The organism is Mycobacterium sp. SMC-11, from assembly GCF_046250095.1.
GTDB lineage: Bacteria > Actinomycetota > Actinomycetes > Mycobacteriales > Mycobacteriaceae > Mycobacterium > Mycobacterium heraklionense_A.
Genome location: NZ_CP176430.1, coordinates 753,493 through 776,747, shown reverse-complemented (window position 1 = coordinate 776,747; position 23,255 = coordinate 753,493). Strand labels below are relative to the sequence as shown.

General features: G+C 67.8%; 21 protein-coding genes. 8 read left to right on the top strand and 13 right to left on the bottom strand.

Annotated features, from left to right (window positions below):
* Positions 1-57: 57 nt before the first annotated feature.
* From ACKY0X_RS03660 to ACKY0X_RS03630, 7 genes are read right to left on the bottom strand one after another with little or no spacing between them, the layout of a single operon-like run.
* Positions 58-1,764: a thiamine pyrophosphate-binding protein gene (locus ACKY0X_RS03660; protein WP_409428349.1), complete on the bottom strand. Its 1,707-nt coding sequence runs from the start codon at positions 1,762-1,764 to the stop codon at positions 58-60.
* A 25-nt stretch (positions 1,765-1,789) separates the two neighbouring features.
* Positions 1,790-2,782 carry an acyl-CoA dehydrogenase family protein gene (locus tag ACKY0X_RS03655; RefSeq protein ID WP_409428348.1) on the bottom strand — a complete coding sequence of 331 codons (993 nt, stop codon included), beginning with the start codon at positions 2,780-2,782 and terminating at the stop codon, positions 1,790-1,792.
* Complete coding sequence (locus ACKY0X_RS03650; RefSeq protein ID WP_409428347.1) at positions 2,779-3,945, bottom strand: acyl-CoA dehydrogenase family protein; 1,167 nt, start codon at positions 3,943-3,945, stop codon at positions 2,779-2,781. The genes ACKY0X_RS03655 and ACKY0X_RS03650 overlap by 4 nt, the downstream gene beginning before the upstream one ends.
* Positions 3,942-4,724 carry an enoyl-CoA hydratase/isomerase family protein gene (locus ACKY0X_RS03645; RefSeq protein WP_409428346.1) on the bottom strand — a complete coding sequence of 261 codons (783 nt, stop codon included), beginning with the start codon at positions 4,722-4,724 and terminating at the stop codon, positions 3,942-3,944. Before ACKY0X_RS03645 ends, ACKY0X_RS03650 begins: the two co-directional genes overlap by 4 nt.
* The gene (locus ACKY0X_RS03640) at positions 4,721-5,638 is read right to left on the bottom strand and encodes an acyl-CoA dehydrogenase family protein (RefSeq protein ID WP_409428345.1); all 918 of its coding nucleotides are present in this window, start codon (positions 5,636-5,638) and stop codon (positions 4,721-4,723) included. Before ACKY0X_RS03640 ends, ACKY0X_RS03645 begins: the two co-directional genes overlap by 4 nt.
* Positions 5,635-6,804: an acyl-CoA dehydrogenase family protein gene (locus tag ACKY0X_RS03635; RefSeq protein ID WP_409428344.1), complete on the bottom strand. Its 1,170-nt coding sequence runs from the start codon at positions 6,802-6,804 to the stop codon at positions 5,635-5,637. The genes ACKY0X_RS03640 and ACKY0X_RS03635 overlap by 4 nt, the downstream gene beginning before the upstream one ends.
* A complete protein-coding gene (locus tag ACKY0X_RS03630; protein WP_409428343.1) occupies positions 6,801-7,988 on the bottom strand; it encodes a CaiB/BaiF CoA transferase family protein in 1,188 nt (395 codons plus the stop codon). Before ACKY0X_RS03630 ends, ACKY0X_RS03635 begins: the two co-directional genes overlap by 4 nt.
* Before the next feature lie 134 nt (positions 7,989-8,122).
* Here ACKY0X_RS03630 and ACKY0X_RS03625 point away from each other — a divergent pair, with 134 nt between their 5' ends.
* Genes ACKY0X_RS03625 through ACKY0X_RS03605 form a run of 5 tightly spaced genes read left to right on the top strand, consistent with a single transcriptional unit; the run spans position 8,123 to position 14,314 of the window.
* A complete protein-coding gene (locus ACKY0X_RS03625; protein WP_409428342.1) occupies positions 8,123-9,730 on the top strand; it encodes an SMP-30/gluconolactonase/LRE family protein in 1,608 nt (535 codons plus the stop codon).
* The gene (locus tag ACKY0X_RS03620) at positions 9,727-10,464 is read left to right on the top strand and encodes a GntR family transcriptional regulator (protein ID WP_409428341.1); all 738 of its coding nucleotides are present in this window, start codon (positions 9,727-9,729) and stop codon (positions 10,462-10,464) included. The genes ACKY0X_RS03625 and ACKY0X_RS03620 overlap by 4 nt, the downstream gene beginning before the upstream one ends.
* Positions 10,461-12,062, top strand: a complete 1,602-nt coding sequence (locus ACKY0X_RS03615) for an AMP-binding protein (protein ID WP_409428340.1) — start codon at positions 10,461-10,463, stop codon at positions 12,060-12,062. Before ACKY0X_RS03620 ends, ACKY0X_RS03615 begins: the two co-directional genes overlap by 4 nt.
* Positions 12,063-12,065: 3 nt before the next feature.
* Positions 12,066-12,851 carry an SDR family NAD(P)-dependent oxidoreductase gene (locus ACKY0X_RS03610; RefSeq protein ID WP_409428339.1) on the top strand — a complete coding sequence of 262 codons (786 nt, stop codon included), beginning with the start codon at positions 12,066-12,068 and terminating at the stop codon, positions 12,849-12,851.
* Positions 12,848-14,314 carry an AMP-binding protein gene (locus tag ACKY0X_RS03605; protein WP_409428338.1) on the top strand — a complete coding sequence of 489 codons (1,467 nt, stop codon included), beginning with the start codon at positions 12,848-12,850 and terminating at the stop codon, positions 14,312-14,314. Before ACKY0X_RS03610 ends, ACKY0X_RS03605 begins: the two co-directional genes overlap by 4 nt.
* Here ACKY0X_RS03605 and ACKY0X_RS03600 read toward each other — a convergent pair.
* Both ACKY0X_RS03600 and ACKY0X_RS03595 read right to left on the bottom strand, forming a co-directional pair.
* Complete coding sequence (locus tag ACKY0X_RS03600; protein WP_409428337.1) at positions 14,283-15,647, bottom strand: cytochrome P450; 1,365 nt, start codon at positions 15,645-15,647, stop codon at positions 14,283-14,285. The genes ACKY0X_RS03605 and ACKY0X_RS03600 overlap by 32 nt on opposite strands.
* Before the next feature lie 115 nt (positions 15,648-15,762).
* Entirely contained in the window at positions 15,763-16,545 is a 783-nt protein-coding gene (locus ACKY0X_RS03595) for an enoyl-CoA hydratase (protein ID WP_046282619.1), read from the bottom strand.
* A gap of 170 nt (positions 16,546-16,715) precedes the next feature.
* On the opposite strand from ACKY0X_RS03595, the gene ACKY0X_RS03590 reads away from it, so the two are divergent.
* The 3 genes from ACKY0X_RS03590 to ACKY0X_RS03580 all read left to right on the top strand — a co-directional run bounded on the left by ACKY0X_RS03590 (position 16,716) and on the right by ACKY0X_RS03580 (position 19,194).
* Positions 16,716-17,366, top strand: coding sequence for a TetR/AcrR family transcriptional regulator (locus ACKY0X_RS03590; RefSeq protein WP_233428688.1), 651 nt, complete (start codon positions 16,716-16,718; stop codon positions 17,364-17,366).
* Positions 17,367-17,609: 243 nt separating this feature from the next.
* Entirely contained in the window at positions 17,610-18,026 is a 417-nt protein-coding gene (locus tag ACKY0X_RS03585) for a Zn-ribbon domain-containing OB-fold protein (RefSeq protein ID WP_409428336.1), read from the top strand.
* A gap of 13 nt (positions 18,027-18,039) precedes the next feature.
* The gene (locus tag ACKY0X_RS03580) at positions 18,040-19,194 is read left to right on the top strand and encodes a thiolase family protein (RefSeq protein ID WP_409428335.1); all 1,155 of its coding nucleotides are present in this window, start codon (positions 18,040-18,042) and stop codon (positions 19,192-19,194) included.
* A 15-nt stretch (positions 19,195-19,209) separates the two neighbouring features.
* Here the strand turns inward: ACKY0X_RS03580 and ACKY0X_RS03575 are convergent, their stop codons facing one another.
* From ACKY0X_RS03575 to ACKY0X_RS03560, 4 genes are read right to left on the bottom strand one after another with little or no spacing between them, the layout of a single operon-like run.
* The gene (locus ACKY0X_RS03575; RefSeq protein ID WP_409428334.1) at positions 19,210-20,235 is read right to left on the bottom strand and encodes a CaiB/BaiF CoA transferase family protein; all 1,026 of its coding nucleotides are present in this window, start codon (positions 20,233-20,235) and stop codon (positions 19,210-19,212) included.
* Positions 20,236-21,189 carry an LLM class F420-dependent oxidoreductase gene (locus ACKY0X_RS03570; protein ID WP_409428333.1) on the bottom strand — a complete coding sequence of 318 codons (954 nt, stop codon included), beginning with the start codon at positions 21,187-21,189 and terminating at the stop codon, positions 20,236-20,238.
* Between the two features lie 2 nt (positions 21,190-21,191).
* Positions 21,192-21,626 (bottom strand): cobalamin B12-binding domain-containing protein, encoded by a 435-nt coding sequence (locus tag ACKY0X_RS03565; protein WP_409428332.1) that lies wholly within the window; start codon positions 21,624-21,626, stop codon positions 21,192-21,194.
* Complete coding sequence (locus ACKY0X_RS03560; protein ID WP_409428331.1) at positions 21,626-23,203, bottom strand: methylmalonyl-CoA mutase family protein; 1,578 nt, start codon at positions 23,201-23,203, stop codon at positions 21,626-21,628. The genes ACKY0X_RS03565 and ACKY0X_RS03560 overlap by 1 nt, the downstream gene beginning before the upstream one ends.
* Between the last annotated feature and the right edge of the window lie 52 nt (positions 23,204-23,255).

Here is a 23,255-nt window from a genome sequence, read left to right as displayed (position 1 = left end):
CCTCCAGCCCATCAGCGCGTGCACGTTGTTAGCCGGAAACGAGAATAGCATTCTCGTTTACTGGGTCCCTTCGGCGTACCAGGTACGGAACTCGGCATAGTTGGGCATCTCTTCGGAGTTGGCCTTGGGGTCGATGCAGACGTGGATCACCGCGGTCCCGCCGGCGGCGAAAGCACGCTCGATGGCCGGCCCGATCTGCGTTTCGTCGTCGACGAACTCCCCGCGTGCGCCCATACCCTCGGCGATCTTGTCGAACCGGACGTCCTTGCCCCAGTGCACGCCGGGCTGCGGCGAGGGTTGCTCGAAGGTCCGCTTGTAGACGCCGACTTCCAGACCCCATTGGTGGTCCACACCCACGACGCAGACCAACGGCAGGCCCAGCCGGGCCGCGGTCTCCAGCTCGGCGATGTGGAACAAGAAGGCCGAGTCGCTGGTCAGCAACATCACCGGTCGCTTGCCGCCCTCGGCGACCGAGGCGCCCACGGCATAGGGCAATCCGGTGCCCAGGTGCCCGAAGTTCTGATTCCACATCACGTCGTGCGGCTTGGCCTGCGAATAGGTCCATTGGAAGATCACCGTCGCGCCGCCGTCGCGCACCATGATGCCGTTGGCCGGGAAAGCCCGAGTGGCCTCGACCACGAAGCGCGCCGGATGCACCGGGGAACGACCAGCCGGTGCGGTTTCGGCCAGTTCGGCGAGCTGGTTGGCGTCCTGTTTGATCCACCGGTCCAGATCCGCGGAAGGGACGCGGGGATTGCCCTTGAGCTCCTCGACCAGCTGCGGAACGATGCCCCGCAGGTCGCCCACCAAGGCTACGTCCACCGGCCGGTTCACCCCGATCGCCAGCGGGTCCTGTTCGACGTAGATCCACTTGCGCTCGCCGTTCTTGTCGGCCCAGTGCCGGGTGGTGCCGTAGTGCACCGGCTCCCCCAGCTCGGTGCCCAGCGCCACGCAGACGTCCGACCCGGCGACGGCCTCGACTGCCGCGGTGGAGAAGCCGTAGGGGAACGTACGTTCTTCTAGGCAGGGAATGAAAGCGGTGCCGCCGGAGGTCTGGATCACCGGGCAGGCCATCAGCTGAGCCAGCTCGGCGACCGCGGCCGCACTGCGCGAGGTGTGTACGCCGTGGCCCACCAGCAGGATCGGGCTGGACGCCTTGCGGATGATCTCGGCGGCCTGCGCCACTTCGGGCGCTCCGGCCCGCTGATTCACCAGCCGATAGCGGTGTGGCTCGGGCGGGTCGGCTACATCGAGCTCTTCGAGGATGACGTGCGACGGGTATTCGATATAGGCCGGTCCGGGGGTGCCGGACATGGCGCGGCGGATGGCCTCGTGCACGATCTCGTCGGTCTGGTCGGCGTATTCGATCGACGCGCTGTACTTCACCGACGGTGTGAAAAGCTCTTCCTGGCGGACGAATTGGATGCGTCCGCGCCGCACCCGCCGCTCGGTGATGCGGGCACGCTGGCCGCCCAGGAACACCACCGGGGAGTTCTCCACCTTCGCGCACATCATCGCGCCGGCGATGTTGGCCACCCCCGGGCCCAGGGTGCCGATGCACAGGCCCGGTCGGCCGGTCATCCGTGAGGCGGCCTCGGCCATGAACCCGGCGCTCTCCTCGTGATGCGGCGCCACCACCGACCAGCCCCGTTGTTCGGCCTCGACGAACATGTGCACGAAGTTGGGGTCGGGGATGCCGAACAGCGTGTTGACGCCTTCGGCCTCGAACAGTTCCAGGATCCGGCGATAGACGGGCACACCCACTTCTCGAAACTCCTTGCTTGACTTGTTAATACCGTTGAGCGAGACGACGACGGTGCGCTGCCGGGGATCCGAACAGCGACCGATTGAACGTGGCGCGTTTGAGGTAGACGTGGATGCCGCTCTCCCACGTGTAGCCGATGCCGCCATGCAGTTGCAGTGCTTTGCCGACCACGTCGACGGCGGCCGCGCAGGCGTAGGACTTCGCCATGGCGACGGCCGTGTCGGCGTCGGCGTCTGATGCATTGACGGCCTCGCGGATAAGGGCCCGGGCCACCGAGGTCTTCACCAGCATGTCCGCGCAGGCGTGTTTGACGGCCTGGAATGATCCGATCGGCCGGCCGAACTGGGTGCGGGTCTTGGCATAGTCCACGGTGGCGGCCAGCATCGCCTCAGCCAGCCCGAGGCTGTCGCAGGCCACCGCCAGCGCAGCCCGATTATGCAGCGCCGCTGTTCCGTTGGCGCGCAGCACCCGTTCGACCTTGATGCCGTCGGCGGTCACCGTGGCGACGCTGCGAGTCTCATCGAGCAATGGTTGCGCGGTGATGGTCAGGCCTTCGGCCACCACTATGACGTCGGCGCCGCCCGGGTCGGTGGCCGCCACCAGCAGCCGGTCGGCGCCGGCGGCGTCCGGCACGAAGTCGGCCTGTCCGGTCAGTCGGCGATCGGTGTCGAGGGTGAACGATCCGCCGATCACCGCAGCAACACGGGCCCGTCCGGCGGCGACGTCGGCCAGCAGCCCGTCGCGGACCTCGCTGTCCTGCAGGCTGTTCAGCAAGCCCACCGTCAACACCGCAGAGCCCAGATAGTGCGACGCCGCGGCGGCGCGACCCAGTTCCTGGCAGATCACCGCGACTTCGGCGAAACTGGCCCCCGCGCCGCCGAGGGCTTCGGGAACCTCCAAGCCCACCCAGCCGGCGTCGACGACGGTGGACCAGTCAACCACGGGGTCACGGTCCAGTACGTCGGCCGCCACCGCGCGCAGGTCATCGTGCAATTCGGCGAAATCGGTTGTGGTCACGGCATGCTCGGCTCTCTCGGCAGGCCGAGACCACGTTCGCCGATAATCGTGCGCTGAATCTCGCTGGAGCCGCCGGGGATGGTCCACTCCCAGGAGCCGATGAAGTCCAGCACCCACGATCCCGACTCCCAGCCGCTGGACAGCGGTTTGCCCAGCACGGTGTGGGCCGCCGGCCCACCGATCTCAGCACCGAAATCGGTGAGCCGCTGCAGCAGCTCGCTGTAGAAGAGCTTCACGATCGAAGCGTCGGCCGGCCCGGCGATGCCGGCTTCGACGTCGTGCACCAGTTGGCGGCACATGCCGCGCAGTCCGGTGATCTCGGTCTCCAGCTGCGCCAGCCGATCGGCCACCACCGGGTCATCGGTGGGCGCGGCTTGCACCAGCCACCGAAAACCGGCGCAGCCCAACCGCTCGGCGAGCTCGAGCATGGTCATCCCGCGCTCGGCACCCAGGGTCGCCTGCGCCACCTGCCAGCCGGCGTTCTCCGCCCCGATCAGGTTGGCCGCCGGGATGACCACATCGTCGAGGAAGATCTCGCAGAAATGCTGGTCACCGACGGCATTGCGGATCGGGCGCACCTGCACGCCGGGGGTGGCCATGTCCAGCAGGAAATATGAGATGCCTTTGCGTTTGGGGGAGTCCGGGTCGGTACGGGCCAGCAGCAGACACCATTGGGCGTGGCTCGCACCGCTGGCCCACAGCTTCTGGCCGTTCACCACCCAGTCTTTCGAGCCGTCGCCCACCCGGCGCGCGGTGGTGCGAAGCGATGCCAGATCCGAGCCGGCCTCCGGTTCGGAGAAGCCCTGCACCCAGATCTCGCCGTCGAGGATCGCGGGCAGATGCCGGCTGCGCTGCTCCGGTGTTCCGGCGGCCAGCAGGGTGGCGGCGGCGTGGTGGATGCCGACGAAGGCCAGCACCAGCCGGGGCGCGTCGTGGGCGGCGAGCTCCTGGTACAGCACGGCCTGGTCGGCCACGGACATCCCGCCGCCCCATTCGCGCGGCCAGTGCGGGACCGCGAACCCGGCGCTGTGCAGGGTGGCGAACCAGCCGCGCTGGAAGTCGACGAACTCCTGCTCACTCACGCCGGTCTGGGCGCGGCGCCAGTCCGCGGGGATGTTGTCGCGGCACCACTGGCGTACGTGCGCGCGGAAATCGGGGGTCATCGCCGCTTTGACCGCTCTGCGAAGGCCAGCAAACGCTGCCGGTGTTCGTCGGACTTCATGGTCGTCACCTCGGCGGCGAACCCGGCTTGCAGCGGCCCGGCCAGCATCTGCGACAGGTACATGTTGACCACCCGCTTGGTGCCCTGCAGCGCCTCGGGCGGCTGCGCCGCCAGGCGGTCGGCCAGCTGATGTGCTTGCGGCAGCAGCTCTTCGGGGGCCACCGTGCGGCTGGCCAGTCCCAGCTCGACGGCCGTGGCCGCATCGATGCGATCGCCGGTGTAGAGGTATTCGCGGGATCGCAGGATCGGGGTGATCAGCGGCCAAAGGGCGGCTCCCCCGTCACCGGCGACCAACCCAACCGCGACGTGCGGATCGGCGAGATAGGCGCTCTGCGAAATCAACACGATGTCGCAGAGCACCGCCACGCTGCAGCCCAGTCCGACGGCGGGGCCGTTGACGGCCGCGATGATCGGCAGCGGGAACCGCAGCATCTCTTCGACGATCTGCGCTCCTTCGCGGATGCTCTCGTCCCGGGCGGCTTCGTCGTCGAGGAAGGTGGTGATCCAGTTCAGGTCGCCGCCGGCGGAGAATGCCCGCCCGGCGCCGGTCAGCACCACGACCCGGACCGCCTTGTCGGCGGCCAGTTGGCGCCACACGTTGGCCAGGCCCCAGTGCAGGTTGGCGTTGACACTGTTCAGCTCGTCGGGCCGGTTGATCGTGACGGTGCGGACCGGGCCGTCGCCGGTCACGGTGATTTCTTGGGGCAGATCGTATTTCATGCGTAGAGTCCCGCCAGTCCGGTCCGCTGAGTGCGGCGGGCCAGCCGATCGCGGGTGGCCGACAACCCCCACGGCAGGCGGCGCAGCGGCTGGCTGTAGCGCGACAGCCACGACAGGGCGGTCTCATCGCAGAACCCGACGGCGCCGTGCAGTTGGTGGCAGACGCGGAACACCACTTCGGCGGCTTCCAGCGCCGCCGATCGCAGCGCCAGCGCGTCATCGGTGGCTTCGGGTCGCCCGGTCGCGATGCTCCACAGCGCGTATTTGGCCAGCATGTCCACCCCGGCGCGCTCCACCTCGGCGTCGGTGAGCTGGAACTGCACGCCCTGAAACGCCGACAGCGCCTGGCCGAACTGTTCGCGCAGCCGCACGTGGGCGATCGTCAGATCCATTGCCCGGTCCAGCATCCCCAGCAGCGTCCAGCAGGGCAGCGTCAGCGCCAGCGCGACATCCCCGACGCCGGCGTCGTCAAGCCGCGCCAGGCTCAGCTCCGCCACCAGTGCAGGCCGGGCCTCCGACTGCCCCACCACGGTGCTGCGCACCCCGGCCAGCGTGACCGCGGCCCACCGCTGCGACAGTCCCGCCACCACGCCGGCGGGGGCATGATCGGCCACCACGATCAGCCCGTCAACGTCGAGATCGTCCGGTGCAGAGAGGCATTCGGCCACCGGGTACGGCAGCGCCCAGTAGCCGGCGCTGCGGCACAGCGCGGCGGCGGCCTCGAGTTCGTCGGCGTCGGCGCGGGGCTTCAGCTCGAATGCTCCCAGCCCCCGCAGGATCGGGCCGACCAATTGCTCGCGCAAGCCGGGGTCGGCGTCGGCGCGCAGCACCAGATCGTCGCCGCCGGCCGCTTCGAAGGCGCGACGCGCCGCCTGCCCGAATTCTTGTGCGTCCCCGCCGAGTTCGAGATTCATCGCGCCTCCGCCAGCAGGGCGCGCGACAGCAGGATGCGCTGCATCTCGATGCTGCCAGAGGACACCGTGGCCGCTTGCGAGTAGCGCCAGTGGTCTTCGACCTCCTGGCGATACCACTGTGCCTGTGGGCTGTCGGGGGCTTCGGCGGCGATCTCCATCAGGACCTCGGCACTTTCCTGGTCTAGCCGGGTGACCGCGATCCGGTAGGCGGCGGCGTCACCGGGCGCTATGCGGCCACTGGCCTGCAACGACACCACCCGGTAGGCCATCAGCCGGGCCCGGCGGCAATGCGTGAGCATCCGCACCCATCGCGCGATCACCTCGCCGGGCAGGGTCTCCCATCGCGACCCGAGGGCATGCGGCGCCGCGGCAAGCAGCCGTTCGCAGCGCGCGTAGCGTGCGATTCCGACGCGCTCGAAGGCCATCACGTCGGCCACGATCGACCAGCCCGCGTCGAGTTCGCCGAGTACGTCGGCGTCGGTGACGCGCAGGTCGTCGAAGAACACCTCGTTGAGGTGGTGCGGGCCCATCATGGTGCCCAGTGGCCGGACGGTGATGGCGGGGTTGTCCATCGGGACCAGGAACACCGTCAGGCCCTGCTGCTTTTTGGTGACCGATCCTTCACCGACCCGGGTGGTGCGCACCAACAGGAAGCACCACTGCGCCATGGTCGCGTAGGAGGTCCAGATCTTCTGCCCGTTGATCAGCCAGCCGTCACCGTCACCGCGGGCGTGAGTGCGCAACGAGGCCAGATCGGACCCGGCTTCGGGTTCGGAGAAGCCCTGGCACCAGATCACCTCGCCGGCCGCGATCGGCGGCAGGTGGCGGCGCTGCTGCTCGGCGGTGCCGTGCCGCATGATGATCGGTCCGACCCAGTTCACCCCCATGTACTGCGCCCCGCGCGGCTCATGATGCGCCCACATCTCCTCGCGCACCACGGTCTGCTCCCACACCGAGGCGCCCGCCCCGCCGAACTCCTCCGGCCAGGACAGACACAGCAGATCCTGCTCCGCCAGCACCTGGCAGAACCGTTGTGCGGCAGCAAGATCTGCGGGGTCGTCGGTGAACGCACCCGGGAAGCGTTCGGGCAGCTCACGTCCGATCAGCTCGCGCAGCTGGGCCCGTAGCTCGCCCGCGCGTGTCCCCATGTCGAAGTCGAGGGTCATGCCGTTTCCTGCTCGAGTCCAAGTTCGGCGAACACCGCCGCGGTGTGCGCGCCGAGTTCCGGGGCCGCGCCGGCGACCCGGCCGGGGGTCCGCGACAGCCAGGTGGGCACCCCGGGGAAGCGGACCGGGCCGTGGGGGGTGTCCACGGTTTCGAACAGACCCACGGCGTTGAGGTGCGCATCGTCGAACAACGCCCCGGGCGAGTTCAGCGGGGCCGCTGGGATTTCCAGCTCCTCGAACAGCGCCAACCACTGGGCGGTGGTGCGCTCTTTCATGGTCTGCGCCACCAGCCCGTAGATGGTGTCGATCTGCCGGGCCCGCTGCGCCAAGGTGGCGTACTGCTCGGAGGACCAGGGCGGCTGCACCGCACCGATAAAGGCGTTCCAGTGTTTGTCGTTATAGATCAGCGCGGCGATCTGGCCGTCGCTGGTGGCATAGGGCCGCCGGTTGGGCGCCACCGTGCGCGGGTAGACGGCCGGGCCCAGCGGCGGGTCGAACATCGCACCGTTGGCGTGCTCGACGAGCATGAACGAGGCCATGGTCTCGAACATGGCGACTTCGACTTCCTGGCCCTGTCCGGTTCGTTCCCGGTGGAACAGCGCCATCATCGTGGCGTACAGGGCGGTCAGTCCGGCGATCTTGTCGGCCATGATGGTGCCGACGTAGTCGGCCCGGCCGGTGAGCTGCTCTTGCACCGCGGGCAGCCCGCACTCGGCCTGAATGGTGTCGTCGTAGGCGGGGCGATCGGCGGCCGGGCCGCGGCGCCCGTAGCCATAGCAGTTGGTGTAGACGATCCCCGGGTTGAGCGCGGCCACCTGCGCGTAGCCCAGGCCCAGTTTGGCCATCGCCTTGGCCCGCATCGAGTGAATGAACACGTCGGCCCGGCCGATCAGTGCGGTGATCGCGGCCCGCCCGGCAACGGTGCGCAGATCCAGCACGACGCTGCGCTTGCCCCGGTTGACGTTGACGAACACCCCGCTCATGTCGGGTGCCGGACCGGCCGAGATGTAGCGGGTCGCGTCGCCCTCCGGGGGCTCGACCTTGATGACGTCGGCACCCATGTCGGCCATGATCTGCGTGCAGTACGGGCCCATCACCATGGTCGTCAGATCGACCACCCGCACCCCGCTCAGCGGTCCGTACCCCGGAGCCTCCCCCGCCACCCCGTGGCCCCCCGCCATCATTTGTTCGGACAAAATACTCCGTTCTGCGTAATGCAGAACACTATTCCGCAGCGGTTATTCATGCGTCAAGGTCGGATAGCCGCCATTCTGCGAACTATTGTCTGGACTAACTGGGCTTGATAACGTCCGGAGTCATGACTGCCTCCCTGCCACTCCCTCGCGAGCTGGCCGGCACCCCCGCCGCGGCGCCGGGCTGGCGACTGGAACGGCTCACCGAACCGAGCCGGCTGTTCGGGGCCAACGGGCTGCGAACCGGACCGGACGGGCGGGTCTACATCGCGCAGGTAACCGGCAGTCAGATCAGCGCACTGAACGTGACCACCGGCGAGTTGACGGTCGTGAGCGCGCGCGGCAGCGACGTCGTCGCCCCCGACGATGTCGCCTTCGACGCGAGCGGCACCTTGTACGCCACCGAGGTAATGGACGCCCGGGTCAGTGCGCTCGATGCCTCCGGCCGCAGCCGTGTCCTGCGCGACGACCTGCCCTGCGCCAACGGCATCACCGTGCACCAAGACCGGCTGTTCGTCGGCGAATGCCGCGAGGGCGGGCGCCTGATGGAACTTGACCGGGCCACCGGCGGCAGGCGCATCCTGGCCGAGAACCTGCCGTCGCCCAACGCCATGGAGGTGGGGCCCGACGGCCTGCTGTACTTCCCGGTGATGACTGCCAACGAGATCTGGCGCATCGATCCCTTCGCCACCGATGCCGCGCCGCAACGGGTCGCGGGCGATCTGGGCGTACCGGACTCGGTGAAGTTCGACGCCGACGGCTTCATCGTGTCCACCCAGGCCGCCAGCGGACAGGTACTGCGCATCGATCCGCGCACCGGTACATCCACCGTGCTGGCGCAGCTGCATCCCGGACTGGACAACTGCACCTTCGTCGACGGGCGGCTATTCGTCTCCAACTTCACCGGCGAGATCACCGAAATCGCCGGCGACGGGCAGACATCCACGGTGCTGCCGGGCGGGCTGAACTGGCCGCTGGATCTCACCATCGATGAGACCGGCGCCCTGTTTGTCGCCGACGGCACCTACTTCTATGCCGTCGACACGGGCGGGCGGCTGGAAGCCTTCGGAATGCTGTTCAGCCCCGGCTATCCCGGATTCGTGCGGGGCGTGGCCGCCGTCGGCCCCGGCGAATTCGTCGTCACCACCTCCGGCGGGCAGGTCGCCCGCTATGTGCCGGCACATTCGTCCAGTGAGGTGCTGGCCGACGGTTTCGACCAGCTCTACGGGGTGGCGGTAGGACCCGCCGGTATCGCGGTCACCGAGTTCGGCACCGGCCGGGTATTGGGGGTGCGCGCCGGCGCGGTGGAAGTGCTGGCCCGCGACCTGGACGGTCCGGTCGGGATCGAGGTCGCACACGACGGGACGCACCTGGTGGCCGAATCCGGGGCGGGCCGGGTGCTGCGCATCAGCGGCTCGGGGGCTGCGCCGGTAGTCGACGGACTTGTTCGGCCGCAAGGGATCACGCTGGCAGACCGCACGCTCTACGTCGTCGACGCCGGAACCCGCCAAGTGCTCGCCGTCGACCTCGACACCGGGACACCGCAGGTGATCGCCGAGGGGCTGCCGATCGGGCCGCCACCGGGCGTGACACCGAAACCACTCAACGGAATGCCGCCGTTCTCCGGCCCCCAAGGCCCGTTCGCCGGCATCGCGCGCGGTCGCGACGGCGCCCTGTTCGTCTCGGCCGACGGCGACGGCAGCGTGCTGGCACTGCACCCGGTCGGCTCGTGACCGACCACCGCTATCTGAAGGTCGCGCGGGCGCTGCGCAAGGAGATCGCCGACGGGGTCTACCCGATCGGTTCGCAGCTGCCCACCGAACATGAACTGTGCGAACGGTTCAACGTCAGCCGCTACACGGTCCGCGAGGCGCTGCGACGACTGCGGGAGGACAACCTCGTCGTCTCGCGTCCCCGCGCGGGGACGGTGGTGATCCCCCGCGCCGCGACCAACTGCTACGCCCAAGACGTGGTCTCGATCGATGACCTGGTGGCATTCGCGGCCGGCGCACGGTTCGAGATCGACTCCAACGCCATGGTCACCCTCGACGCAGATGTCGCCGCACGCACCGGCCTGCCCGTGGGCACCGAATGGCTGGCCGTGCGCGGCAACCGCCGCACGCAGGGGCAGGCCACGCCGATCTGTCGGACCGAGTATTACATCAACCGCGCGTTCGCCGGAGTCGGCCGGCTGCTGCAGCGCCACTCCGGCCCGATCTTCCCATTGATCGAGGACGTGTTCGGGGTCAGCATCGTCGAAGTCCGCCAACACATCCGGGCAGTGATCATCACCCCGGAACTCGGCACTGCCCTGGCCGTCGATCCTGGCACCGCCGGGCTACAGATGCAGCGCAGCTACACCACCTCCGAGGGTGAGATCGCCCAGGTGACGGTGAACACCCATGCCGGCGACGACTATCGCTACTCGATGACGCTGCACCGGGTCCCGGGACCGAGCGGCCCGTGACACCCCGCCTCACCGCCGCACAGGCCGCTGACGCTTACGCTGCGGGCCTGTGGGTCTCAACCACCTTGGCCGACACCCTGCGAGAGGCGGCCGAACAGACCCCGGACCGCGTCGTGGTGATCGACGGCGAGACCCAGTTGACCTGCCGGGAGCTGCACATGCAGGCGACGGCGCTGGCCGGCGCGATGCTGGAGCGGATGGCCCCCGGCAGTGTGGTGTCATTCATGCTGCCGAACTGGCATGAAGCCGCCGCGGTGTATCTGGCCGCGACGCTGGCCGGGATGGTGGTCAACCCGATCCTGCCGTCGCTGCGCGATGCGGAACTGACCTTCATCCTGGCCGATTCGAACACCCGAATGCTGTTCGTGCCCGAGCGGTTCCGCGGCCACGACCACGCGGCGATGCTGACCCGGGTGACCGCGGACCTTGCCGATCCGCCCGACGTGGTGGTGGTGCGTGGGGCCTCGACCGGGCACACCGACTTCCGCACCCTGCTGCACGGCATTGGGCAACCCGTCGCGCTGCCGGCCGTGGATGCCGATGCGGCCCGCATGCTGCTGTACACCTCCGGCACCACCGGACATCCCAAGGGTGTTCTGCACAGCCATAATTCGATCAACGCCTTGATACGCCAGCTGGGGCGGCACTGGATGATCGAGCCCGGCGACCGGTTCCTGGTCCCGTCCCCCATCGCCCACATCGGCGGATCGATCTACGCATTCGAAGTCCCCCTGCTGCTGGGCACTACCGCCGTGCTGATGGACACCTGGAATCCCGATGCCGCGGTAGCGCTCATGCTCGCCGAGCACTGCACCCACGTGGCGGGAGCGACGCCGTTTCTGGCCCAGTTGCTCGCCGCCGCACGCGATGCCGGCACCCGCTTGCCCGATCTCAAGCTCTTCGTCTGCGGCGGAGCGTCGGTCCCGGCGTCGTTGATCCGCGACGCGGCGGGCTACTTTCACACCGCCGTCGTCACCCGGGTGTACGGGTCCAGCGAGGTTCCGGTCAGCACGGTCGGATCGTTGGGCGCCCGCGACCTTGCCCACGCCGCGAAGACCGACGGCAAGGCCGGGATCGCCGACATCAAGCTGGTCCCTCACCCCGGCGCTCCACCGGGCGAAGGACAGATCTACGTCCGCGGCCCGCAGATGCTGCTGGGCTACCAGCACCGCGACGACGAACTCGGCTGCTTCGATGAACAGGGCTACTTCGCGACCGGCGATCTCGGCCGGTGGGTCGACGAGGACTACCTGCTCGTCACCGGGCGACTCAAGGACGTGATCATCCGCAACGGCGAGAACATCTCCGCGCGCGAGGTGGAGGACATCCTGATCGGTCATCCGCAGATCGCCGAGGTCGCGGTGGTGGGGATCCCCGATGCCCGCACCGGCGAGCGTGCCTGCGCGGTGATCGTGCCGGCCGGCCCGGCCCCTCCGGGTGTCGCCGAGCTGCGCGCCATGCTGGCCGACCGCGGCGTCGCGCGGTTCAAAACCCCTGAGCAGGTGCTGATCTGGGATGCGTTGCCTAAAAACGATGCCGGCAAAGTGGTCAAGGCGCAGATCCGGGCAGAGCTGTCCCACGCAGAGGTAGGTGAGTAGATCATGCAGGTGGCGATCGTGACCGGGGCCAGCAGCGGAATCGGGTTCGGCTGCGCGGCAAAGCTTGCCGAAGCCGGGATGGCGGTGCTGGCGACCGGCCGCGACACCGAACGCCTGGCCGGTTTGGCGGCCGAGCTACAGGAGTCCGGCATCGATCCCGACCGAATCGCCACCGTGGCGGTCGACCTGACCGCCGATCAGGCGCCACAGCAGATCCTCGACGCCGCCCTGTCCCGATGGGGCCGGGTGGACTATCTGATCAACAACGCCGGTATCGGCAGCCCCAAACCGCTGCACGAGACCGACGACGACACCCTGGACCAGTTCCTGAATCTGATGCTGCGGGCGCCGTTCCGGCTAACGCGTGACGTGCTGCCGCACCTGCAGCCCGGATCGGCGATCATCAACATCACCTCCACCTTCGCCGTGGTGGGCGGGCTGCGCGGCGGGGCGTACTCGGCCGCCAAAGGCGGGCTGACCGCGCTGACCACCCACATCGCCTGCCAGTACGGCGCCCAGGGCATCCGCTGTAACGCGGTGGCCCCCGGAGTCACCGTGACCCCGATGGTGCAGCAACGCCTGTCCGACAACCGGTTCCGCAAGCTCAACGCCGAGATGACGCCGTCGCCGCGACTGGGCCGGGTGGACGACATCGCGGGCACCGTGGCGTTCCTGTGCTCGGAGGCCGGCTCCTTCATCAACGGCCAGACCATCGTCGTCGACGGGGGTTGGAGCTCGACCAAATATCTCTCCGACTTCGGCCTCGACTCCGACTGGGTGCAACGGTGAACCTGTTCACGTTGCTAGACCAGGCCGCAACCCGGTTCGGGGAGCGGGGCGCGGTGTATCACGGCGAGCGTGAGCTGCACTCCTGGAGCGAGCTGGCCGATCGGGCACGGCGGCTGGCGACCTCGCTAGGCCGGGTGGCGGGAGCCGGCGCCCGGATCGCGATCGCTAGCGAGAACCGGCCGGAGATCATTGAGCTGATGTTCGCCACCTGGGCGGCCGGTTGCGTTGTGGTTCCGCTCAATTACAAGCTGCACCCGCGGGAGATGGCCCAGATCATCGACGACGCCGGTCCAGCGCTAATCTTCGCGTCGCCGAAGCTGGCGCCAGGGCTGGTAGGCCTCGTTGCTGCGCCCGTCGAGACCATCGGCGGCGCAACATACCTGGACCGGATGGCTTGCCCTCCCGCCCGCGAGGTCAACCCGGATCCGTCCCGGCTGGCGTGGCTGTTCTACACCAGCGGCACCACCGGGCGCTCCAAGGGCGCCATGCTCACCCACCGCAACCTGATGGCGATGACGCTGGCGCATCTGGCCGACCTGGATGACCCCGACGCCGACTGCAGCCTGATCCACGGCGCGCCGATGTCGCATGGATCGGGGCTCTACATCGCGCCCTACGTACTGCGTGGAGCCCGCCAGGTGGTACCGGCATCGGGCTCGTTCGACGCGACCGAATTCCTCGACCTGTGTGGGCATCATCGCGGCGCCACCGCTTTTTTGGCGCCGACGATGGTCAGCCGACTGGTAGCCACCGGCCGCGGGCGCCCGGCCAACCTGCGCACCATTGTCTACGGCGGCGGGCCGATGTATCTCGGGGACTTGAAGCGGGCGATGACCGCGTTCGGGCCGGTGTTCGCCCAGCTCTACGGCCAGGGCGAAGCGCCCATGACGATCACCGGCCTGCGCCGCGCCGATCACCTGGGCAACGACGCGATCCTGGGGTCGGTCGGCTGGCCGCGCACCGGCGTCGAGGTCGCGGTCCTGCGCGAGGACGGCAGCCGAGCACTCGCCGGCGAGGTCGGCGAGATCGTCTGTCGCGGCGATGTCGTCATGACCGGCTACTGGAACAACCCGGCCGCCACCGCCGAAGCCATCCGGGACGGATGGCTGTTCACCGGCGACAAAGGTTCGTTCGACGCCCGCGGATGCCTCACCCTGCGCGACCGCTCCAAGGATGTAGTGATCAGCGGTGGCAGCAACATCTACCCGCGCGAAGTCGAAGAGGCACTGCTGAGCCATCCCGGTGTCAGCGAGGCCGGCGTGGTGGGCGCCCCCGACCCCGAGTGGGGCGAGATCGTGGTCGCCTTCATCGTGGGCGACGCCTCGGTTGCCGAGTTGGACAGTCACCTGCTGGAACGTATCGCGCGATTCAAACGGCCCAAGCGCTACGAATTCGTCGACGCACTACCCAAGAACAGCTACGGCAAGGTGCTCAAACGCCAGCTGCGTTCCCAGCTGCGGTGAGGTCGGTGACCACCGGCCCGCCGGTGTCGCGCCGGTGCACCACCGCCAGACCGCCGCGTCCCGCGGCGGTAGTGACGCCTCGGGAGTGGTGACGCTCCCCCTTGGCCGTGGTCGGAACGAGCTCGTAGTGGCGCAAGAGCGTACGTAGCGTGACCAGCATCTCCATGTTGGCGAACGCGGCGCCCACGCAACGGTTCACCCCACCGCCGTAGGGGATCCACAGTGCCGTGTCGGGCGGATTGCCGACGAACCGATCCGGGTCGAAGACCTCGGGATCGGCGAAGTTGCCCTCGGCGAAGTGCACCAACCGGAAAGCCACCACCACCGCGTGGTTCTCCGGAATGACCCACGGGCCCAATTTGATCCGCGTACGAGTGATGCGCCCGGTCCCCTCGACGACAGATCGGGTCCGCTGCACTTCCCAGATCACCGCCTGTAGCAGGTCCGATCCGCCGGAATCGACGTCGGTCACCAAGCGATTCAAGACATCCGGATGGCGGCGGAGTCGCTCCACCGCCCACGCCAGCGTGGTCGCCGTCGTCTCGTGACCGGCAGCCAACAACGTCAGCAGCTCATCGGCGATATGCACGTCACTGATCGGCTGCCCGTCGTCGTAGCGGGCCGTCAGCAGCAGGGACAGGACGTCGGTACGGTCGGCAAAGTCAGGCGAATTGCGCGCAGTGTCGATCAGTTTCGTGATCAGCGCGTCGTAACGTCGTCGATAGTCTCCGAAGCGCCCGCCCGGGCTCAGTCGGCCAAAATCGCGTCGTGCCCGCGGCGGCAGCACCGCCAGCCGCGACCCCAACTCCACCAAAGTCGGCAGCACCTCGCGCAGTTCGTCGAATTCGGCTCCTTGAGCACCGAATACGGCACGTAGGATCACGTTAAGCGTGATGCGCATCATCGACGGTTGGGTGGCGAACTCGCGGCCTTGCGGCCACGTTGCGATCTCGCGCAGCACCTCCTCTTCGACGATGGATTCGTAGCCGCTCATCCGTTTGCCGTGAAACGGGGGCACCAAGAGTTTGCGGCGCCGAAGATGCGGGGCACCGTTCAGACTGAAGGTCGAGCCCGGCCCCAAGACCGCCCCCAGATTGCCGGGTCGACCCACCAGGTCGCTGTGGGTGGTGAACAGGTTTTTGACCAGCACCGGATCGCTGAGCACCACCGCGTGTCCGACGATCGGCAGACGCAGCGAGAATGCGCCACCGTAGCGCTTCCCCAGTGCCCGCATCGCGGTCTTGCGAGCGGTCAGAAACAGCAGTGCAGCCAGCGGCTTCGGGATCGGCGCTACCGGCGGCAGCCGCACCGGCTCGGTCGTCTTCTCGGCCACTCCAACACCTTCCACACGTCGGTACATGTGGGTACCACGGTGCCATCAGGTGCCGCTCGCCTCAATCGTTAGATTCCCCGAGAACCAAACCGCCGGGCCGGATCCGGCGGAGCGACTATTTGACCTGAGACTTCATCTCGTCCAGGTTCACCAGAATCGGCCAACCGCATACCGACAGCGCATTGCCGTGACCGGTTTCGTGGATGTCGAACGCGGACTGGATCGCCGAATGGAAACCCTGCACGTCGAGGGTCTGGTTGACCGCACGTTTGGCCTGGCGCAGTGCGAACGACGGCATGGTGGCGATGTGCTCGGCGAGTTGGCGGGTCTCGGCGTCCAGCTGCTCACGCGGAACCACCCGGTTGACCATGCCGGTCTGCTCGGCTTCCTGCGCGGTCATCGCCCGACCGGTGAACAACATCTCTTTCGCTTTGCGTGGACCCAATTCCCAGGTGTGCCCGTGGTATTCGACGCCGCCGATGCCCATCAGCACCACCGGGTCGGAGAACTGGGCGTCGTCGGCGGCGATGATCAGATCGCAGGGCCAGCACAACATCAGCCCACCGGAGATGCAGCGGCCCTGCACCGCGGCGATCGACGGCTTGGGCACATTGCGCCACCGCAGCGTGTACTCCAGGTAGCGCTTGCATTCGTGCTTGTAGATGAACTCCAGGGTGATCTTGTCCGGCACCGGGCCGCCGCCCTTGAGGTCGTGACCGGCCGAGAAGTGTTTGCCGTTGGCGCGCAACACGATGACGGCGACGTCATCGTCGTCGGCGGCGCGCGTCCACGCCGCGTCGAGCTCGTCGAGCAGCTCGGTGTTCTGGGCGTTGGCGGCGTCGGGTCGGTTCAGGGTGATCGTCGCGATCCGATCGGCGACCTCGTAGTCGATGTACATGGGGTCCCTCCGCCCGCGCCGGCAATTGGCGAGAATGGTCTTCTCGTTCCAGGAAAGTTACCATCTTCTCCACCGGGATGGCAGCGCCGCAATAGCCGACGTCGATCCGGGCCTGTTCTCCGGTAGGGTGCATTCGTGTTCTCCCAAAAAGGCAACCCTCGGAGCCGCTGGTGAGTAACCCGGAAGAAGAGCCCGTCTGGAAGCAGCGGGCGGTCGAGCGGTCGATCAAGACCGCTCGGTTGCGGGCCGCCCAGCGCGTTCAGCGCTTCCTGGACGCAGCCCAAGCCATCATCATCGAAAAGGGCAGCACCGACTTCACCGTCCAAGAGGTCGTCGAGCGCTCCCGGCAGTCGTTGCGCAGCTTCTACCTGCAGTTCAACGGCAAGCACGAGCTGCTGCTGGCACTTTTCGAAGACGCCCTGGTGCGCACATCCGACCAGATCCGTGCCGCCACCGAGGGCCAGAGCAAGCCGCTGGAGCAGCTGAAAGTGGCGGTCGAGCTGCTCTTCGAGCTGTCTCGGCCGGACCCCTCGGCCAAGCGGCCGCTGTTCACCGATTTCGCACCGCGCCTGCTGGTCTCGCACCCCACCGAAGTGCGAGTGGCCTTCACCCCGCTGTTGACGCTGCTCACCGAACTGATGGAAGCCGCCGACGCGGCCGGTGAGCTGCGCAAGGGCGTCAACGCCCGGCGCATGGCGGCCATGATCATGCAGACCGTCATGTTCGTGGCACAGTCCAGTGCCGAATCCGACGATCCGGCGGCCCACCCGATCACCGCCGACGAGGTCTGGGACTTCTGCGCCCACGGCCTCGCCAAGTAGTAGACCCTTTCCTGCGCGAGCTGGGGGCACGCCCCCGCAAGGGGGGGACCCCCACCCGCCTGAGCGTGCGCGTCTGCACGCGACACGCCGCAGAAAACTGACATTCTGCGCACCCTCGCGCGCCCGGTTCCGCCACCGCACGCGCCGGATGGTCCGTTCAGGCTTCCCTAGCAGTACGCACGTATGCTCTAATCGAGAATGTGATTTCCACTTTGTGCGTGTCCGCCTGGAAGACCGCCGCGGATGCGTAAGGCCCTCGCTCCCGACGTCACGAATTGGCCCGACGAGAACCTGGCTCTGATCGGCAGCCAGTGCGCGGATTGCCAAGCCACGGTGTGGCCCCGCCAGGATCATTGCCCGCGATGCAGCGGCCCGCAGATGCAGGACCTGTTGCTTCCCCGCCAAGGCATCTTGGAGGCCTGGACCACTCAGGGCTTCGTCCCGAAGCTGCCCTACGCCGGCGGCGAGACTGCCGAAGGCTTCACTCCCTACGGAGTTGGGCTGGTCCGACTCGGTGATGTGGTCCAGGTCGAGGCTCGCCTGACCGAATCCGACCCCGCCAAGCTGAAATTCGGCATGAACGTCGAACTGACCATGGTGCCGTTCTACGTCGACGACGACGGAACCGAGATTCTCACCTGGGCATTCCAGCCCGTCTAAGGAGACCTGGACCATGACGGTAGCGAACAACGATGTGGCGATCATCGGGGTCGGCCTGCACCCCTTCGGCCGCTTCGACAAGTCCGCGATGCAGATGGGCGCCGAGGCCATCCACTTGGCCCTGGCCGATGCCGGGGCGCAGTGGAAGGACATCCAGTTCGGCGTGGGCGGCAGCTACGAGATCTCCAATCCGGATGCGGTGACACGGCTGGTCGGCCTAACCGGCATCCCGTTCACCAACGTGTTCAACGCCTGCGCCACCGCGGCCACCGCCACGCAGGTCTGCGCCGACAACATCCGGTCCGGCAAGTACGACATCGGCATCGCAATCGGCATGGACAAACACCCCCGCGGTGCGTTCACCGACGACCCGGCCAAGCTGGCCCTGCCGGCCTGGTACGCCGAGAACGGGCAGTTCGTCACCACCAAGTTCTTCGGCATGAAGGCAAACCGCTACCTGCACGACCACGGCATCTCGGCGCGCACACTGGCCAAAGTCGCCGCCAAGAACTTCCGCAACGGCGCGTTGAACCCCAACGCATTCCGGCGCAAGCCGATGTCCGAAGACGCCATCCTCGACTCGACGGTGCTCAACTACCCGCTCACCCAATTCATGTTCTGCGCACCGGACGAGGGTGCGGCCGCAGTGGTCATGTGTCGCGCCGACATCGCACACCGTTTCAGCGGTAAGCCGGTCTACCTGCAGGCCACCGAGATCCGCACCCGCACCTACGGCGCCTACGAGGTGCATGCGACCTCGGCTCCGATCACCGAAGACGTGTCACCGACGGTCTACGCGGCCCGCGCCGCCTTCGAAAAGGCCGGCGTGACACCGGACGACGTCGACGTGGTCCAGTTGCAGGACACCGACGCCGGCGCCGAGATCATCCACATGGCCGAGTGCGGCTTCTGCGCCGACGGCGACCAGGAGAAGCTGCTGGCCGACGGGGCAACCGAGATCAGCGGGTCACTGCCGGTCAACACCGACGGTGGGCTGATCGCCAACGGCGAACCGATCGGCGCCTCGGGACTGCGTCAGCTGCACGAGTTGGTACTGCAGCTGCGCGGCCAGGCCGGTGACCGTCAGGTGCCCGGGGGCCCGAAGGTGGGATTCGCGCAGGTCTACGGCGCACCTGGCACGGCGTCGGCATCGATCGTCACGGTCTGAGCCGGCGCCGGAGCGCTAATCACCCAAAGCCGGCGGCGGCCGGTAGGACGGTTCGTACCCGGCGACCCGGATCGGGCTGCCCACCAGGCGGAAATCACCTGCGGTGACGACCATTTCCGGATGCTCCTTGAGGGCTTCGGGCAGGGTGCGCACCGCCGCCGCCGGGATGCCCAGCGGACGCAGCCGCGTCTCCCAACCTACCGCGGTGTCACCGGCAAGCGCGGCGGTGACCACCGCCAGCACCTCGTCACGGCGGGCCGCACGCTCGGCCATCGTCACGAAGCCCTCAATACCAGCTTCCGTGGCAAAGGCCTTCCAGAACCCGTCATGGGTGACGAACAACGCCAGATACCCCTGGGCGGTCGGGAAAAGCTGCGCGGGAACGTAATACGAGTGCGCACCATGCGGGTTCCGCTGCGGTTCGACACCGTCGTTGAGGTAGGCCGACGCCCGGTAGTTCAGCTGCGACAGCATCACATCCAGCAGCGATACCTCCACCTGCCCGCCGCGGCCGCTGACGATCTGCGCCAGCAGACCCAGCGCCGCCGTCAGCCCGGTGGAGTTGTCCGCCGAGGAGTAGCCCGGCAGGGTCGGCGGCGCATCCGGGTCGCCGGTCATCGCGGCGATCCCGGTGGCGGCCTGGATCACGTAGTCGAAGGCCGGTTCGTCACCGCCGTCCAGGCCGAACCCGGTCAGCGCGACGCAGACGATCCGCGAATTGAAACGCCGCAACGACTCATAGGTCAGCCCCAGCCGGCGGATCACCGACGGCTTCATATTCACCAGCAACGCATGGGATTCGGCAACGAGCTCACCCAGTGCGGCCTGCCCGGCCTCCGACGCCAGATCCAGCTGAATGCTGGTCTTGTTGCGGTTGAGGCTGGCGAAGTAGCTCGGGCCGACCTGGCGGGAGATCTCCCCGCCCGGCGGTTCGATCTTGATGACCTCGGCACCGAGGTCGGCCAGCAGCATGGTGGCGTACGGGCCGGCCAGCATCACCCCCACTTCGAGGATGCGGATTCCGGCAAGCGGTCCGCTCACCTACACGGCCTTGGCTAGTTCGGCGATCACCTCGCGGGTGCGGTACTTGGAGGCGATCAACTCATCCCGGGTGTCGCCGATGGGCAGCAGCCGCACCGACAGATCGGTCACTCCGGCGTCGGCGAACTGCTTGAACCGCTTCAGGATCGATTCCTCATCGCCGGCCGCGCACAGGTCGCCGACATTGCGGGCCGAACCGCGGTCCAGCAACCGCTGATAGTTGGGCGAAGTCTCGGCTTCGGCCAAGATGCGGTTGGCACGATCCTTGGCGGCCTCGATCTCGGAATTGGCGCACAGGGTGACGGGAATGCCGGCCACGATGCGCGGTTGCGGTTTGCCCGCATCGGCCGCGGCCTTGTTGATCTTCGGGGCGATGTGCTCGGCGATCGCCTTCTCGTCGGCCATCCACAGCGACGTGCCGTCGGCGTGCTCGCCGGCGATCTGCAACATCACCGGGCCGAGGGCGGCCACCAGCACCGGCATCTTGGTGTCGGCGCCCAGTGCGGTCGGGTTGTGCACGGTGAAGTGATCGTTCTCGACGTCCACCGGTCCGGGGCCGGCAAGGGCGGCGCCCAGCACCTGAAGATAGTCGCGGGTGTAGGCAGCGGGCTTGTCATACGGCAGACCGAGCATGTCGCGGATGATCCAGTGATGCGACGGCCCCACACCCAGCGCCAGCCGGCCACCGGACACGGCGTGCACCGAAAGTGCCTGGCGGGCAAGAGCGATGGGGTGCTGAGCTTGCAAGGGCACCACGGCGGTGCCGAGTTCGATTCGGGTGCTGTGCGATGCCATCAGCGCCACCATGGTCAGCAGGTCGAAGTCGTCGGGCACCTGCGGCATCCACGCGGTGGACAGCCCCGCCGTGTCGGCCCATTCGATGTCGGAGATCAGCTTGGCGACCTTGCGCGCCATATCGCCGCGTTCGGCGCCGATCATCACCCCAAGTCGCATGGCTAGCGCGCCTCCGCCTTCTCGACCACCTCGCGCACCCCGGTCACCAGATCATCCAAGGACGTTCCGGTGGGAAAGACCGCTGCGGCACCGGCTTCCAACAACTTGGGTACGTCGCCCTGCGGGATGGTGCCGCCGACCACGACGGCGATGTCCCCGCCGTCCGCGGCGCGCAGCGCGTCGACGATGCGACCGGTCAAGGCGACGTGCGCGCCGGACAGGATGCTCAGCCCCACTACCGCCACGTCCTCCTGCAGGGCCGTGGAGACGATGTCCTCGACGCGTTGCCGGATGCCGGTGTAGATGACCTCGAAGCCGGCGTCGCGCAGGGTCCGGGCGACGATCTTGGCCCCGCGATCATGGCCGTCGAGACCGGGTTTGGCGACCAGGACACGGGCCGGGACGGCTGCTGCGGAGGGAGATTGCGGAGAAGTCATCAGTACACCACCGGTTGCTGGAACTCGCCCCAGACGTCCTTGAGCGCCGAGACCATCTCGCCGACCGTGCAGTAGGCGTTGGCGCAGTCGATCAGGGGATGCATCAAGTTGACGTCGCCCTCGGCGGCGCGCGACAGCGCTGCGAGTTTGGCGGCGACGTCGTCGGCGTTGCGTTCGGCCTTGACCCGCGCCAGCCGCTTGAGCTGGACGTCACGGCCTTCGGCGTCCAGCTCGTAGGTGGCGATCTCCGGTGCCGGCTCGTCGGACGTGAACTTGTTGACGCCCACGACCGGCCTACTGCCCGACTCGATCTCGTGGTGGATCTTGAACGCCTCGTCGGCGATCAGGCCCTGCAGGTAGCCGTCTTCGATGGCGCGGACCATGCCGCCGTGGTTCTCCAGGTCGGTCATGATCTCGATGATGCGTTCTTCGGTGGCGTCGGTGAGCGCCTCGACGAAGTAGGAGCCGCCGAGCGGATCGGCCACCCGGGTCACTCCGGTCTCGTAGGCCAGGATCTGTTGGGTGCGCAGCGCCAGCGTCGCGGACTCCTCGCTGGGCAGGGCGAACGGTTCGTCCCAGGCGGCGGTGAACATTGACTGGACTCCGCCGAGCACTGCGGCCATCGACTCGTAGGCCACCCGAACCAGGTTGTTCTGGGCCTGCGGGGCGAACAGCGATGCACCGCCGGCCACGCAGCCGAATCGGAACATCGACGCCTTGTCGCTGTCGGCGCCGTAGCGTTCCCGCACGATCGTGGCCCACCGCCGCCGGCCGGCCCGGTACTTGGCGACCTCTTCGAAGAAGTCGCCGTGGGTGTAGAAGAAGAACGAAACCTGCGGGGCGAACTGCTCGATGCTCATCCGGCCGCGCTCCACGACGGTGTCGCAGTAGGTGACGCCGTCGGCGAGGGTGAAGGCCATCTCCTGCACGGCGTTGGCGCCCGCGTCCCGGAAGTGCGCGCCGGCCACCGAGATCGCGTTGAACCGCGGTACTTCGGCGGCGCAGAACTCGATGGTGTCGGCGATCAGCCGCAGTGACGGTTCGGGCGGCCAGATCCAGGTCCCGCGGGAGGCGTACTCCTTGAGGATGTCGTTCTGGATGGTGCCGGTGAGCTTGGCCCGTGGCACCCCGGAACGCTCGGCGGCCGCCACGTAGAACGCCAGCAGGATGGCGGCGGTGCCGTTGATGGTGAAGCTGGTGCTGATCTTGTCCAGCGGGATGGAATCGAACAGGATCTCGGCGTCGGCCAGGGTGTCCACCGCGACACCGACCCGGCCGACCTCCTCGCCGACCTCGGGGTCGTCAGAGTCGTAGCCGCATTGCGTCGGCAGGTCCAGCGCCACCGACAGTCCGGTGCCGCCCTGGCTCAGCAGGTACTGGTAGCGCCGATTGGACTCCTCGGCGGTGCCGAAGCCGGAGTACTGACGGAAGGTCCACAACCGTCCGCGGTAGCCGGACTCGAAATTTCCGCGGGTGAAGGGATACGTCCCCGGCGCCGGCGGCTCTTCGCGCCGGTCGTCCGGCCCGTACACCGGTTTCAGCGGGATCCCTGAGGAGGTTTGCACTGGGTCGCTCATCGATGGATACGGTACTTGCAAAAAAGGAGAATGCCAATACCACTACCGCGAC

Excerpts from the sequence above, each read along its gene's own strand:
- ACKY0X_RS03645 (WP_409428346.1), bottom strand. The coding sequence starts at position 4,724 with ATGAAATACGATCTGCCCCAAGAAATCACCGTGACCGGCGACGGCCCG.
- ACKY0X_RS03610 (WP_409428339.1), top strand. The coding sequence starts at position 12,066 with ATGCAGGTGGCGATCGTGACCGGGGCCAGCAGCGGAATCGGGTTCGGC.
- ACKY0X_RS03595 (WP_046282619.1), bottom strand. The coding sequence starts at position 16,545 with ATGTACATCGACTACGAGGTCGCCGATCGGATCGCGACGATCACCCTG.
- ACKY0X_RS03570 (WP_409428333.1), bottom strand. The coding sequence starts at position 21,189 with ATGCGACTTGGGGTGATGATCGGCGCCGAACGCGGCGATATGGCGCGC.
- ACKY0X_RS03585 (WP_409428336.1), top strand. The coding sequence starts at position 17,610 with ATGCGTAAGGCCCTCGCTCCCGACGTCACGAATTGGCCCGACGAGAAC.
- ACKY0X_RS03565 (WP_409428332.1), bottom strand. The coding sequence starts at position 21,626 with ATGACTTCTCCGCAATCTCCCTCCGCAGCAGCCGTCCCGGCCCGTGTC.
- ACKY0X_RS03560 (WP_409428331.1), bottom strand. The coding sequence starts at position 23,203 with ATGAGCGACCCAGTGCAAACCTCCTCAGGGATCCCGCTGAAACCGGTG.
- ACKY0X_RS03650 (WP_409428347.1), bottom strand. The coding sequence starts at position 3,945 with ATGACCCCCGATTTCCGCGCGCACGTACGCCAGTGGTGCCGCGACAAC.
- ACKY0X_RS03640 (WP_409428345.1), bottom strand. The coding sequence starts at position 5,638 with ATGAATCTCGAACTCGGCGGGGACGCACAAGAATTCGGGCAGGCGGCG.
- ACKY0X_RS03630 (WP_409428343.1), bottom strand. The coding sequence starts at position 7,988 with ATGATGGCGGGGGGCCACGGGGTGGCGGGGGAGGCTCCGGGGTACGGA.
- ACKY0X_RS03580 (WP_409428335.1), top strand. The coding sequence starts at position 18,040 with ATGACGGTAGCGAACAACGATGTGGCGATCATCGGGGTCGGCCTGCAC.
- ACKY0X_RS03625 (WP_409428342.1), top strand. The coding sequence starts at position 8,123 with ATGACTGCCTCCCTGCCACTCCCTCGCGAGCTGGCCGGCACCCCCGCC.
- ACKY0X_RS03635 (WP_409428344.1), bottom strand. The coding sequence starts at position 6,804 with ATGACCCTCGACTTCGACATGGGGACACGCGCGGGCGAGCTACGGGCC.